The sequence below is a fragment of the Salipiger sp. D13 genome (genome assembly GCF_003703915.1).
Classification (GTDB): domain Bacteria; phylum Pseudomonadota; class Alphaproteobacteria; order Rhodobacterales; family Rhodobacteraceae; genus Salipiger; species Salipiger profundus.
The window spans coordinates 65310-78897 of record NZ_ML112596.1; the positions used below are offsets into that span (position 1 = coordinate 65310).

General features: G+C 66.4%; 13 protein-coding genes. 9 read left to right on the forward strand and 4 right to left on the reverse strand.

Features of this window, described 5'->3' with window-relative positions:
- Positions 1–18 precede the first annotated feature (18 nt).
- The 3 genes from D6860_RS11910 to D6860_RS11920 form a co-directional block, all read right to left on the reverse strand.
- Positions 19–1446 carry a TRAP transporter large permease gene (locus D6860_RS11910; RefSeq protein ID WP_076624751.1) on the reverse strand — a complete coding sequence of 476 codons (1428 nt, stop codon included), beginning with the start codon at positions 1444–1446 and terminating at the stop codon, positions 19–21.
- Position 1447: 1 nt separating this feature from the next.
- A complete protein-coding gene (locus D6860_RS11915; protein ID WP_076624750.1) occupies positions 1448–2245 on the reverse strand; it encodes a TRAP transporter small permease subunit in 798 nt (265 codons plus the stop codon).
- Positions 2246–2321: 76 nt separating this feature from the next.
- A complete protein-coding gene (locus tag D6860_RS11920) occupies positions 2322–3386 on the reverse strand; it encodes a TRAP transporter substrate-binding protein (RefSeq protein WP_076624749.1) in 1065 nt (354 codons plus the stop codon).
- Positions 3387–3685: 299 nt separating this feature from the next.
- Between D6860_RS11920 and D6860_RS11925 the strand changes: the two genes are divergently transcribed.
- Positions 3686–4090, forward strand: a complete 405-nt coding sequence (locus tag D6860_RS11925; RefSeq protein WP_076624748.1) for a c-type cytochrome — start codon at positions 3686–3688, stop codon at positions 4088–4090.
- 10 nt (positions 4091–4100) lie between these two features.
- Here D6860_RS11925 and D6860_RS11930 read toward each other — a convergent pair whose 3' ends face one another.
- Positions 4101–4844, reverse strand: a complete 744-nt coding sequence (locus D6860_RS11930) for a FadR/GntR family transcriptional regulator (RefSeq protein WP_017469550.1) — start codon at positions 4842–4844, stop codon at positions 4101–4103.
- 104 nt (positions 4845–4948) lie between these two features.
- Here D6860_RS11930 and D6860_RS11935 point away from each other — a divergent pair, with 104 nt between their 5' ends.
- From D6860_RS11935 to D6860_RS11970, 8 genes are all read left to right on the forward strand, one after another.
- Complete coding sequence (locus D6860_RS11935) at positions 4949–5464, forward strand: DinB family protein (RefSeq protein ID WP_076624747.1); 516 nt, start codon at positions 4949–4951, stop codon at positions 5462–5464.
- Positions 5465–5576: 112 nt separating this feature from the next.
- Entirely contained in the window at positions 5577–6569 is a 993-nt protein-coding gene (acuI, locus tag D6860_RS11940) for an acryloyl-CoA reductase (protein WP_076624746.1), read from the forward strand.
- 275 nt (positions 6570–6844) lie between these two features.
- A complete protein-coding gene (locus D6860_RS11945) occupies positions 6845–7258 on the forward strand; it encodes a universal stress protein (RefSeq protein ID WP_017468345.1) in 414 nt (137 codons plus the stop codon).
- Positions 7259–7307: 49 nt separating this feature from the next.
- Positions 7308–8954: a BCCT family transporter gene (locus D6860_RS11950; protein ID WP_076624745.1), complete on the forward strand. Its 1647-nt coding sequence runs from the start codon at positions 7308–7310 to the stop codon at positions 8952–8954.
- A 189-nt stretch (positions 8955–9143) separates the two neighbouring features.
- Positions 9144–10343, forward strand: a complete 1200-nt coding sequence (locus tag D6860_RS11955; protein WP_076624744.1) for an aminotransferase class V-fold PLP-dependent enzyme — start codon at positions 9144–9146, stop codon at positions 10341–10343.
- A 64-nt stretch (positions 10344–10407) separates the two neighbouring features.
- Positions 10408–11829, forward strand: coding sequence for a cryptochrome/photolyase family protein (locus D6860_RS11960; RefSeq protein ID WP_076624743.1), 1422 nt, complete (start codon positions 10408–10410; stop codon positions 11827–11829).
- A gap of 134 nt (positions 11830–11963) precedes the next feature.
- Entirely contained in the window at positions 11964–12404 is a 441-nt protein-coding gene (locus tag D6860_RS11965; protein ID WP_076624742.1) for a TrgA family protein, read from the forward strand.
- Between the two features lie 11 nt (positions 12405–12415).
- On the forward strand, positions 12416–13540 hold the full coding sequence (locus D6860_RS11970) for an NUDIX domain-containing protein (RefSeq protein WP_076624741.1): 1125 nt from the start codon (positions 12416–12418) through the stop codon (positions 13538–13540).
- Positions 13541–13588 lie beyond the last annotated feature (48 nt).

The following is a 13588-nucleotide window of genomic DNA, read 5'->3' on the forward strand; positions in this document are numbered from 1 at the left end:
AACATTGCCCACCCTACGTCAGTTTCCGTAGGCCACCGAGGGCAGCCAGGTGGTCAGTGCCGGGAACTCGAAGACGATGAACAGCCCCAGCAGCTGCAGCGCCACGAAGGGGATGATGCCCTTGTAGATATGCGCCAGCGAGACGCTCGGCGGGCAGACCCCCTTGAGGTAGAACAGCGCGAAGCCCACCGGCGGTGTCAGGAACGAGGTCTGCAGCGTCACCGCCACCAGGATCGCGAACCAGACGACCTGCGGATCGCGGACCTGGTCGAATCCCGGCACCGCGAGCTCGAGCCCCTGGATGATCGGCAGCATCAGCGGCATGATGATGATGGTGATCTCGATCCAGTCGAGCAGGAAGCCGAGGCAGAACACGATGAACAGGATGAACGCCACGGTCCAGTAGGGGCTGTCGAAGGCCGAGAGCACCAGCTCCTGCACGATCTCGTCGCCGCCGTAGCGCCGCAACACGTAGGCGAAGAAGTTCGCTGCAAGGAAGATGCCGACGATGTAGCCGGCGGTGTTGAGGGTCGAGCGTGCGACCTCGCGGAACACCTTCCAGTTCAGCTTCCGGTTCGCCAGCGCCAGCAGCGTCGCGCCGAGTGCGCCGAGACCCGAGGCCTCGGTCGGGGTCGCAAGGCCCACGAAGATCGAGCCCAGCACCAGCAGGATGAGGAACATCGGAGGCACCACCGCCACCAGCACCTCGCGGACCTCCGGCCAGCCGACGGAGCCGCTGCGCTCGGGCGCCGGCATCGCGTCGGGCGAGATGAGCCCGTAGATCACGATGAAGGCGATGTAGAGCGCGCCGAGGATCAACCCCGGGAACAGCGCCCCCATGAACAGGTCGCCGAGCGAGATGGCGAGCTGATCGGACATGATCACCAGCATGATCGACGGCGGGATCAGGATGCCGAGCGTCCCGGCGCTGGCGATGGTCCCGGTGGCGATGGGCTTGGAATAGTTCTGCGCCATCATCGCGGGCAGGGCCATCACGCCCAGCAGCGTGACCGAGGCGCCGATGACGCCGGTCGAGGCGGCGAGGATGATGCCGATCAGCAGCACCGTCAGCGACAGCCCGCCGCGCAGCCCGCCGAAGAGCTTCTGCATCGCCTGCATCATGCGTTGCGCCACGCCCGACTGGTCGAGCATAAGCCCCATGTAGATGAACATTGGCAGCGCCACGAGCACCGGATTCTTGATGGTGTTTCCGAAGATCCGGCCAGAAAGCGCCTGCAGCTTGCGGTAGTCGATGCCGGTGCGGTCGAAAGCCATGATTTCGCCCCAGAAGCGGCGATAGGGGTCGAGCCCGATCTCGGCGATGAGCACGAAGATGAGGCTCACGCCCACCAGGGCAAAGGCCACCGGGATGCCGCGGAACAGCATCCAGATGAAGGTGGCGAACATCGCCGCGACGGCGATCTCGTTGACGGTGAGCCACTCCATGTCAGGCGTCCTTCCGGTCGAAGAGCCGCGCCACCACGATCAGGGCGACGGTCAGGATGAGGGCGGCAAGCACCGTCCAGCGCATCTCGTGCTGGCCGAACTCCCATTCTCCGAAAATCGGCAGGCGACCGACGTCGCGGGCGTCCATCTCGGGGTCACGGGTCAGGTAAAGCACGGTGAAGCAGCTGTAGTAGAAGATGAGGTTCACGACGTAAGTCACGGACGGGAATGCAAAAAGAAACTGCTTCCAGAGCGCCGGGCGGGTCAGTTTCCCGAGCAATCGCACGTAGGTCGACCAGATCGCAACGGCGATGAAGACGAAGCTGAGGTTCATGAAACCCTTGAGGGTCCAGAGATTGTGGAGGCCGTTCGGGCTGTCGGACCCCTCGTCGGCGCGGATCGAGGTCAGCGCGTAGTCGAAGGTCACGTCCCAGCACAGGATGATGAACGGCAGGAACAGCCACGCCAGCCCGAGGATGTCTGTGCGGATGCGCTTTCGCTGCTCGAAGTTGTCGTAGAAGATGTCGACGCGGACGTGGCTGTTGGTCACAACCGCGTAGCCGATGCCCATCAGCACCGCCGCGCCGTAAAGCCACCACTGCAGGTCGTCGAGCCACGCCTGGTTGTGCCCGGCCTGGCGCAGCACGACCTGCGCGCAGATCGCCACCATCAGGATCGGGAACAGCCATGCGGCGATGTTTCCCAGCCCCACGACGAACCGGTCGCCACGGTTGTGTTCGGCCCGCCCGATCTCTCCCGGATCGGAGATCGCGGCCACGACCTCGTCTTGCTCGGCCATTGCGCCTGCCTCCTTCGCGCAAAGTCATGGAGGCCGGGGCAGGGAAACCGCCCCGGCCGGTCTCAAGTCTGTGCGCTTACTGGTCGGCGACCGACTGGTAGGGGCGCGGCAGGTAGATGTTGTTGGACCAGAGCTTGTAGTCCGCCCGGAACTGCTGCAGGTCGTCCCAGACCTCCTTGAAGAAGGCGTCTTCGGCAGCAAGCTCGCCGGCAACCTCGAGCCAGGCGCTCTCGAACTGCTGGAGCTGTTCCTCGTTCCAGTTCTTGATCTCGACGCCGTGCTCGTCGACGTTCTCCTTCATCGCCGGGAAGTTCTTGGCTTCGCCTTCCGCGAAGTTGTCGGCGAGGTTGGCCATGCAGGCGATGTTGATCTGGTTCTGGGCGATCTCGTCGAGCTCTTCCCAGCGGTCCTTGTTGATCAGCAGTTCGAACATGGTCGACGGCTGGTGCCAGCCGGGGAAGTAGTTGTATTTCGCGATGTTGTAGAAGCCGAGGTTGGCGTCGACCAGCGGCATCGAGAACTCGGTCGCGTCGATGGCGCCGCGCTCGAGGGCCGGGAAGATGTCACCGCCCGCCAGCAGCGAGGTCGAGACGCCGAGCTTCTGCATCACCTCGGCGCCAAGGCCGAAGAAGCGCATGTTGAGCCCCTTGAGATCCTCCATCGAGGTGATTTCTTTCTTGAACCACCCCGAGGTTTCGGGCGCATACATGCCGCAGAGGATGACCTTCACGTTGTAGCCGTTGTCATCATACATCTGCTGGAAATACTTCATGCCGTCGTCGTAGAGCATCCACGCCAGCATCTCGCCCGGCTCGGGACCGAAGGGCACCGCGGCGAAAAGCCCGGCGGCGTTCATCTTGCCCTGCCAGTAGCCCGAGGTCGAATAGGCGGCATCGACCGAGCCGTTCGACGTGGCGTCGAGCATTTCGAGCGCGGGCACCAGCTCGCCGGGGTTGAAGTGCTCGAATTCCACCTCGGTGGAGATCGAGTTGATCTTGTCGACGAAATTCACCGAAGCGGTTCCGAGGATCGGCAGGTTCTCGGCGTAACCGCTTGTCATCTCGAACAGTTCCTGCGCCGATGCGGCACCGGTCACGGCGAAAGAGGCGGCGATTGCCGCCGCGAGGGTCGTTCTGGTCATGTGGCTCCTCCCAATTGGCCCGCGCCCCCTCCCAAGGGCGCCCGGCAAGTTTCGCTTGCCGGTGAGGGACGCTAACGGAGCCGTGATCTGCTGTGAATACCCACTATTGCGTATCGCCGGCCTATATGCGCAATTATATTGCTCATGATTGAGGGTGCGCTACGGCGCTCAACTCAGGGTGGGGGATCGCGTTGCGCAGCGTCAATGCGCGCTCCGTGACCCGCCGCTTCAATGCTTCCGTGCCCCCGCGTCGGGGCGGCGCCACGAGGGAGAGCGTGGCAGATCCACGGGAGAGAGACATGATCAGTGCGAAGACGACGATGGCGGCATTCGCCGCGGTTGCCCTTTCGGCGGCGGCCGGCTGGGCGGACGAGATGGGCAAGCAGGATTTCATGGCTGGCTGCGCCGGGTGCCACGGTGAAAGCGGCATGGGACAGGGGCCGCTCGCCGAGATGCTCACGGTCGAAGTGCCCGACCTGACGCATCTTTCCGCCAACAACGACGGCAAGTTCCCGATGCTGGACGTGATCCACGTCATCGACGGGCGGACCGGGGTGCGCGCGCATGGCGATCCGATGCCTGTCTGGGGGACGATCTTCAAGGCGGACGCCGCGGGTGATTCCGGTCTCATGGGTGGGGCCGAGGCGCTCGCACGCGGACGGATCCTGTCGATCGCCTACTACCTGGAGTCGATCCAGCAGTAGGGGCGCCGCGTCATTTCCGGCGCGCCGCACGGCGCGCCATGACGGCGCTGCCAAGCTCCGCGGTGTAGCGCTCGAGCTCGCGCAACCGGCGGTCGCAGGCGGGGACATCCTGCGCCTCGACCGCATCCGCGAGCCCTGCATGCAGCGCGATGATCCGCGCGCGGTCGCGCGCGGTGAAGGTGATCATGTTCATCAGCGGCTGCATCGCCTCGACCGCCCCGGCCAGCTGGTACGAGAGCACCGGGTTGCCCGCCGCATCCACCAGCGCCCGGTGAAAGGCCACGTCCGAGGCGCAGAAGGCTTCGTCCGAAAGCTCGGGCTGTCCCTGGCGCGCAAGCTCGGCGCGCATCGTGGCGAGATGATCGTCGGTCCGCCGCGCGCAGGCCAGCTCGGTGCAGGCGCGCTCCATGGCGAAGCGGGCCTCGCAGGCGACCTCGAAGCTCACGGCATTCATCGACAGCAGCAGCGTAGATGTGGTGATCTGCTGCGCGTGCGCCGCCTCGTAGGAGAGGTGGTTCACGAAGGCCCCGCCGGTCGCGCCGCGCCGTGTCCGTATCAGCGATTGCGCCGCGAGCCGTTTCAGTGCCTCGCGCACGGTCGGGCGCGAGACCTTGTACTGCTCGGCGAGTTCGGCCTCGGAGGGCAGGCGGTCACCGACCATCAATCTGCCTGTGACGATGGCATCGCGCAGCGCGGCGGCGATCTCGGTGGAGCGGTCCGGGCGATCCGGTGACTGTTGGCTTGCAGGCGACATGAGGCGCTGTTTAATTGTCAGACAATTGGCTGTCCAGCGTCGAGTCGCCCCGCGCGGCCGAGGCGGCGGATCAGCAGGCCGGCGAGAAAGGAGCCCGGGAGAGGATGCCGAACCCCGACGACGTGCTGAGCCTTGCGCGCTACAACGCGTGGCAGAACCGCGAAATGACCGCGGCGCTCGAGGCGCTGCCGGACGCGGCGCTGCGGGTGGACCGGGGGGCATTTTTCGGGTCGATCCTCGCCACGATCAACCACCTGCTCTGGGCCGACATGGTCTGGATGAGCCGGTTTGCGCATTGGCCCGCCCCCGGCGGCGGCCTCGAGGCCAGCACGGAGCTGGCGCCGACGCTCGCGGCCTGGGGTGCCGAGAGGTTCCGGGCGGACGCGCGGCTCGTGCTTTGGGCCGAGGGGCTGCGCACGGTCGACCTGCGGGGCATGCTGCGCTGGTATTCGGGCGCCACGGGGCGCGACCAGGTGAAGCCGCTGGGCCAGTGCGTGCTGCACATGTTCAATCACCAGGCGCACCACAGGGGGCAGGTCCACGGGATGGTCACCGCGGCGGGCGGCGTGGGCTGGACCAGCGATCTTGCCTTCATGCCCGACGAGGGGCGCTGGCCGTGACGGGGCAGGGGCTCTGCCCCTCTGGGCGCGTGCCGCGCCCATTCACCCCGAGGGTATTTGAAAACCGGAGAAGAGCCGGTCGCGCGGCGGCCTGCGGAAAAGGAGGAGACGGATGTTCAAGGCACTGATGGTCGAGAAGGATGCGGAGAGTGGCGAGACCTCCGCCGCGGTGCGCGAGATCGGGCTCGATGACCTTCCTGATGGCGACGTGGTGGTGGCGGTCGAGTATTCGACGCTGAACTACAAGGACGGGCTCTGCCTCGGGTCCGGGGGCGGGCTGGTGCGGCAGTATCCGCATGTGCCGGGGATCGATTTCGCCGGCACCGTCGAGAGCTCGGAGGATGCGCGCTACAAGCCCGGCGACAAGGTCGTGCTGACGGGCTGGCGGGTTGGCGAGGCGCATTGGGGCGGCTACGCGCAGAAGGCGCGGGTGCGGGCCGACTGGCTTGTGCCGTTGCCCGAGGGGCTCGACACGCGGCAGGCGATGGCGGTGGGCACCGCCGGCTTCACCGCGATGCTCGCGGTGATGGCGCTGGAGGATCACGGGCTGACACCGGGCAAGGGTCCGGTTCTGGTGACCGGGGCTGCGGGCGGCGTCGGCTCGGTGGCTACTGCAGTGCTGTCGCATCTCGGCTACGAGGTGGCGGCAGTGACCGGCAGGCCGGAGCAGGAGGCCTATCTTCGTGGTCTTGGCGCCGCGCGGATCGTGCCGCGTGACGAGATTGCGGAGCCGGTGAAACGACCTCTGGAGAGCGAGACCTGGGCCGGCTGCGTCGACGCGGTGGGCGGTCCGATGCTGGCGCGCGTGCTGGGGCAGATGGCCTATGGCGGCTCCGTGGCCGCGGTCGGGCTCGCCGGTGGCGCGCAGCTTCCGGCGACCGTGGTCCCCTTCCTGCTGCGGGGGGTGAACCTGCTTGGAATCGACAGCGTGATGCAGCCTTTCGACAACCGGCTGCGGGCCTGGCGGCGCGTCGCGCGCGACCTGCCGATGGACAAGCTCGAGGAGATGGTCCGGCCGGCCACGCTGGAGGAGCTGCCGGCACTCGGCGCCGACATCCTGAAGGGGCAGGTCAAGGGGCGGGTGGTCGTCGACGTGAACGCCTGATCCCAAGAGGTCCGGAAACGACGCCCCGGGATCCATTTGCGGCCCGGGGTTCATCAACCCGGATCCTTTTCGACACAATGATGTCGTTTTTTGGCATCATTTCCGAACGACCGTTTTTGCTTTCCCTTCGGAACACGCTACTCTTGCGTTGCGGCGGCGGTTTCTTGCCGATCGCCCGACAATTCGGGGCAGGCGCTCCCGGCCAGGCGGCGGGCGCGGGCCACGATCCAACCACGCCGGGACCAACCCGACGAGAGAGGACATAGGAGGGACACGTGTTCGAACGCATCATGGTGCCGGTCGATCTGACGCATGCCGACAGGATCGAAAAAGCCCTGCGCTGCGCGGCGGATCTCGCGGCGCATTACAGCGCGACCGCGATCTACGTGGGGGTGACGACGGAACAGCCGTCCTCGCTTGCCCATACGCCCGCGGAATATGCCGAGAAGTTGGCTGCCTTCGCCAAGGAGCAGGCCGAGCAACACGGCATCGCAACCGAGTCGAAGGCCTATGCCAGCCACGACCCGACCATCGATCTCGACCCGACGCTTCTGAAGGCGGTGGGTGAGGTCAAGGCCGACCTCGTGGTGATGGCAAGCCACATTCCCAACATCTCCGACCGCTGGTGGCCCGCGAACGGCGGCACCATCGCGACGCATTCCGACGTCTCGGTGCTGCTGGTTCGCTGAACCCCGCAGCCGGCTCGGCAAACAGAATAACTCAAGGGAGTTTCGTGCCATGAATGACACGATGGACGACCAGGGTATCCCGGCACCGGAAGGGCCAGCGGATATCATCGAGACCGACTACGAGATCGGTCAGGACAATATCGAAACCAAGATCGGCCCGTTCGGTCTGGACATCCACAACCCGGTGTTCCTGATTTCCGGGCTCACCGTCATCGCCTTCGTCTTCTACGCGCTGGCGCTGCCCGAGCAGGCAGGCGCCGCCTTTACCTGGCTCTTCGACTTCGCCACAAAGACCTTTGACTGGTACTTCGTGGGCGCGGCCAACATCTTCGTCATCTTCTGCCTCGTGCTGGTGGTGACGCCGGTGGGCAAGGTGCGCCTCGGCGGCGCAGATGCAACGCCGGACTACGGCTACCCGGGCTGGTTCGCCATGCTCTTTGCTGCCGGCATGGGCATCGGCCTGATGTTCTTCGGCGTGCTCGAGCCGGTCTACCACATGGCCGTCTCCTCGCCGCTGGGAACGCCGTCGCCCTTCGCCGAGGACGGCTCGTTGATCCCCGAGAACGTCGAGGCCGCCAAGACCATGGGTCTTGCCGCGACGATCTTCCACTGGGGTCTGCACCCCTGGGCGATCTACGCGGTGATGGCGCTGGCGCTGGCGCTGTTCTCCTACAACAAGGGCCTGCCGCTCACCGTGCGTTCGGCGTTCTACCCGCTGCTGGGCGAGCGCGTCTGGGGCTGGTGGGGCCATATCATCGACGTGATCGCGGTCTTTGCCACGCTCTTCGGTCTCGCGACTTCGCTGGGTCTCGGCGCGCAGCAGGTCAACGCCGGCTTCAACCACGTCTTCGGGCTTCCGATCAACGCCACGGCGCAGGTGCTCATCATCTCGGGCATTACCGCGATCGCGCTGATCTCGGTCGTGCGCGGTCTTGATGGCGGCGTGAAGTTGCTGTCCGAGATCAACATGGGCCTTGCCGCGCTGCTGCTGGTCTTCGTGCTGATCGTCGGGCCGACCATGCTGATCTTCACCGACTTCTTCGTCGGGCTCGGCGCCTACATGAAGGAACTGCTGCCGCTCTCGAACCCGGTCGGCCGCGAGGATACCGCTTTCATGCAGGGCTGGACCTCGTTCTACTGGGCGTGGTGGATCAGCTGGTCGCCCTTCGTCGGCATGTTCATCGCCCGCGTCAGCCGGGGCCGGACGGTGCGCGAGTTCATCATCTGCGTGCTCATCATCCCGAGCCTCGTCTGCGTGCTGTGGATGGCGGTCTTCGGTGGCGTTGCCATCGACCAGGTGCTGAGCGATCCGGGCGGAAGCGCGGTGCAGGCGCAGGTCATCGACAGCTACAACCCGCCGCTTTCGCTCTTCGCGATGCTGGAGGGGCTGCCCCTGTCGAGCATCACCTCGACCATCGCGGTCATTCTGGTGATCGTGTTCTTCGTCACCTCGTCGGACTCCGGCAGCCTCGTGATCGACACGATCACCGCGGGCGGCAAGGTCGACGCGCCGGTGCCGCAGCGGGTGTTCTGGGCCGTCTTCGAAGGCGCCGTGGCCATCGTGCTGCTGCTGTCCTCGGGCGGGCTGAAGTCGCTGCAGTCCATGGTGATCTCGACGGGCCTGCTCTTCACGCTGGTGCTCGTCGTCATGTGCTGGTCGATCTGGAAGGGCCTCAAGGCCGAGAGCAGGATCTGACCTCCACTGCACAGGCTTGATCCAGCGGTGCGCGGGCCCTCGGGCCCGCGCATCTTTTTTCACGGGGACATCCTCGACGCGAGCCCGGGCGCCTCGCGGCGCTCTGCGCCATCGAGGCTGCCGCCGGAACCTTGACCCTCCCGGAATTCGCCTATTTTCTGCGCGGCAAGGAATTGGGGAGTTACGGTCATGTTGGATCTTGCGTTCGTGCGCGGGCAGTTTCCCGCGTTCTCGGAGCCGTCGCTCGACGGCTGGGCGTTCTTCGAGAACGCCGGCGGCTCGTATGCCTGCCAGCCGGTGATCGACCGGCTGACGCGGTTCTATCACCAGCGCAAGATGCAGCCCTATGCGCCCAATCCTGCCTCGGAGGCGGGCGGCGCCGAGATGGACGAGGCACGGACCCGGCTCGCCGGGCTTCTCAACATCGCCCCGGACGAGCTGAGTTTCGGCCCCTCGACGACGCAGAACACCTATGTGCTGGCGCAGGCGTTTCGGCAGTTCCTGTCGCCGGGCGAGGCGATCATCGTGACCAACCAGGACCACGAGGCGAACTCGGGGCCGTGGCGCCGGCTGGCGGACGAGGGCATCGAGGTCCGTGAATGGAGCATCGACCCGCAGACCGGGCACCTCGATCCCGACGCGCTGGTGGCGCTGCTCGACGAGCGGGTGCGACTGGTCTGCTTTCCGCATTGCTCGAACGTGGTGGGCGAGATCAACCCGGTGGCCGAGATCACGGCCATGGCGCATGCCGCTGGCGCCTTTACGTGCGTCGACGGGGTGAGCTACGCGCCGCACGGCTTTCCCGACGTGGGCGCGCTCGGCTGCGACATCTACCTGTTCTCGGCCTACAAGACCTTCGGGCCGCACCAGGGGATCATGGCGATCCGGCGCGAGCTGGCCGAAGTGCTGCCCAATCAGGCGCATTTCTTCAATGGCGACGTGCTCTACAAGAAGTTCACGCCCGCCGGTCCGGATCATGCGCAGGTGGCCGCCAGCGCCGGGATGGTCGACTACATCGAGGCGCTTGCGGCGCACCACGGCGTTGCTCCGAGCGAGGCGGCCGGGCTGATGCACGGGCACGAGGTGGCCCTGATGCGGCCGCTTCTGTCGTTTCTGTCCCAGCGCAACTCCGTGCGGCTGCTCGGACCCGCAGAGGCCGAGCAGCGGGCGCCGACGGTGGCCGTCGCGACGCGCGGGCCGGCCGAAGACGTCGCGAGGGCGCTTGCGGACCACAAGGTCATGGCCGGTGGCAGCCATTTCTACGCGGTGCGGGCGCTGCGGGCGATGGGCGTCGATCCCGACCGGGGCGTGCTGCGGCTGTCGTTCACGCATTACACCTCGGAGGCCGAGGTCACGCAGTTGATCGAAGCGCTCGATCGGGTGCTCTGAGGCGCGCTTGACCCCGGGGGCCGGGCGCTACCTTGCTCCCGGCAGCTACCGGAACGGAGACACCATGGCCGACACATCCCCGATCATTGTCTGGATCCGCCGCGACCTGCGGCTGAGCGACCATGCCGCACTGCACGCGGCGGGCAAGTCGGGGCGGCCGGTCATCCCGGTGTTCATCCGCGACCACACGGTCGATGATCTCGGGGCCGCGCCGAAATGGCGGCTGGGGCTCGGGCTTGCTGTCTATGCGGAGGCGCTTGCCGAGAAGGGCAGCCGGCTTGTGCTGCGCGCCGGACCCGCGCGCGAGGTGCTCGAGGCGCTTGTCGACGAGACCGGCGCCGGCGCGGTCTGGTGGCAGCGTGCCTACGACCCGGCGGCCATCGAGCGCGACACCGCCGTGAAGTCGGCGCTGAAGGATCGGGACATCGACGCCCAGAGCTTTGCCGGCCACCTGCTGTTCGAGCCGTGGACGGTCGAGACCAAGCAGGGCGGCTTCTACAAGGTCTATTCGCCGTTCTGGCGCGCGGTGAAGGACACCGAGGTACCCGAGCCGCTGCCGGCGCCCTCGACGCTCGCCGCGCCGGAACGCTGGCCCGAGGGCGACGCGCTCGAGGACTGGAACCTCGGCGCCGAGATGCGGCGCGGCGCGGCGGTGGTCGAGCCCTACGTGCAGCTTGGCGAGGCCACGGCGCAGGCGCGCCTCGGCGCCTTCACCGGCGGCAAGATCGACGCCTACAAGGACGGTCGCAACCTCGTGTCCGAGGACGGCTGCTCGAACCTTTCGGAGAACCTCAGCCTTGGCGAGATCAGCCCGGCGCAATGCTGGCACGCGGGCCTGCGCGCGATGGAGGCGGGCAAGGAGGGCGCCGAGACCTGGGTCAAGGAGCTTGTCTGGCGCGAGTTCGCCTATCACCTGCTTTGGCACACGCCGCATCTGCCCGAAAGCAACTGGCGCGAGGAATGGGACGCCTTCCCCTGGAACGAGGACGAGCGTCGTCGCGAGGTCATCGCGTGGAAGCATGGCCGCACCGGCATTCCCTTCGTCGATGCGGCGCAGCGCGAGATGTATGTCACCGGCCGGATGCACAACCGCGCGCGCATGATCGTGGCGAGCTACCTGACCAAGCACCTGATGTGTCACTGGAAGATCGGCATGAAATGGTTCGAGGACTGCCTGATCGACTGGGATCCGGCCTCGAATTCGCTCGGATGGCAGTGGACGGCGGGCAGCGGTCCGGATGCCGCGCCCTATTTTCGGGTATTCAACCCGATCACCCAGCGCGAGAAGTTCGACCCCGACTGCGCCTACGTGAACCGCTGGATCGCCGAGGGGCAGTCGAACCCGCCGAAGAGCGCGCTCAGCTACTTCGATGCGATCCCCGAAAGCTGGGGTATGACCCCCGACGACGACTACCCCGAGCCGGTGGTGAGCCCCGACGAAGGCCGCAAGGCCGCGCTGTCGGCCTACGAGAACCGCGACTTCTGAACGCCGGGGCGCGCGGCGCTGTCTCGGAAACGTCACAGCCGCCTCGTTCCGCAGCGTAAGGCGCTTGCGGGAGGGGCTGTGCGCGGGCAGTCTGTCGGCAACAACGACAGAAATTTCCGAGGCCATATCGGCAGATGTTCACCGCCGCCCGTCTGATTGCTGCGCTCTGCCTTGCCGCGGTCGGCTATCTCGGGTCGGTCTACGTTCACAAGCTGATGCCGGATATCCAGGATTTCGGCATCCTCGATTACGTGAACGCAGCCATCGGCTTCCTCTGCGGCTGGATCATCGTCGGCCCGCGTGCCGGGCGCGGCATGTCGGCGGCGCTTTCGCACGGCATCACCGGCACCGTCGCCCTTGTCTTCTGGGCGCTCATGGTGCAGGCGGCGAACGAGATGGTGCATCTCGCGTTGCGACACCGCTACAGCAGCGCAATGGACGCCTTTGCCGCGATCTTCGAGATCGCCGCGGAGTATGGCGCGCTGCTGCTCGACACCGGATTCTTCCTGCTGATGGTGCTGGGGGCGGTGGTCACGGGGATCCTGTCGGAAAGCGCATCGCGCCGCTGGCGCTGAAGGAGATCCGATTGCCCAACCTCTTCCTGTTCGGGACGCTGTGCCACCCGCCGCTTCTCGAGATCGTGTTTGGCCGCCCGGTCGAGGCGCGCCCCGCGACGCTGACCGATCATGCCGTTGTCACCTTGCCCGACCGTGCCGTTCCGGCGACCGCGCTGCGCGCCGTGCCGGGTGAACAAGCGCCCGGGGTCTTTCTGCGGGACTTGCCGAACGAGGATCTGGCCCGGCTCGAATACTACCTTGGCGGGTTCGACAACGGGCTGCGCGAAATGACCGTATCCGTCGAAGGCACGTCCCGGTCGGCCATGGTCGCCTGCCGCAAGGCAACCCCCGAGCACGGCGACGGGCCCTTCGACCCCGAGGCATGGGCACGAGGCTGGGCGGTGCTCGCCTGTCAGGCAGCGCGCGAGATCATGGCGCAGTTCGGCAGCACCGACCTCGAAACGATGAACCAGCTGCGGCCCTTCGTAACCTCGCGGGCATGGGCGCAGCAGCTCGCGCAGGATGGCGCACCCCACGAGCTGCGCTCGGATCGCGGGCTGGATACGGTCGAGATCGTGCGTGAACGGCCCGGATTCGAGGGGTTCTTCCGGCTGCGTGCGTTTGATCTGAGGCATCGCCGGTTCGATGGCACGATGTCGGAAACCATCAGCCGCGAGGGCTTCATTGCCTATGACGCCGCGCTGGTGCTGCCCTACGACCCGGCGACCGACCGGGTGCTTCTGATCGAACAGCTGCGCTACGGTCCGGTGCTGCGGGGTGATCCGTTCCCGCTGGTTCTGGAACCTGCGGCGGGACTCATCGACTCGGGCGAGACGCCCGAAACCTGCGCCCTGCGCGAGGCCGAGGAGGAGGCGGGCCTCAAGCTGCGCGAACTGCGCCCGATGGTGAAGATCTATGCCTCGCCCGGCTACACCACCGAGTTCTTCCATTGCTTCCTCGGCCTTTGCGACCTGTCGGAGGACGACAACGGCCTCGCCGGTCTCGACGAGGAGCACGAGGACATCCGCAACCACGTCATCTCCTTCGACCGCGCGATGGAGTTGATCGACAGCGGCGAGATCAACGTGGGCCCGCTGGTGATGATGCTCTTCTGGCTGGCACGCCACCGTGAAGAGCTGCGCCGCAACGCTTGAGTTCCGGGGGGGGCCGCCCTAAACCTCTAGGCCAGACCGACGAATAAG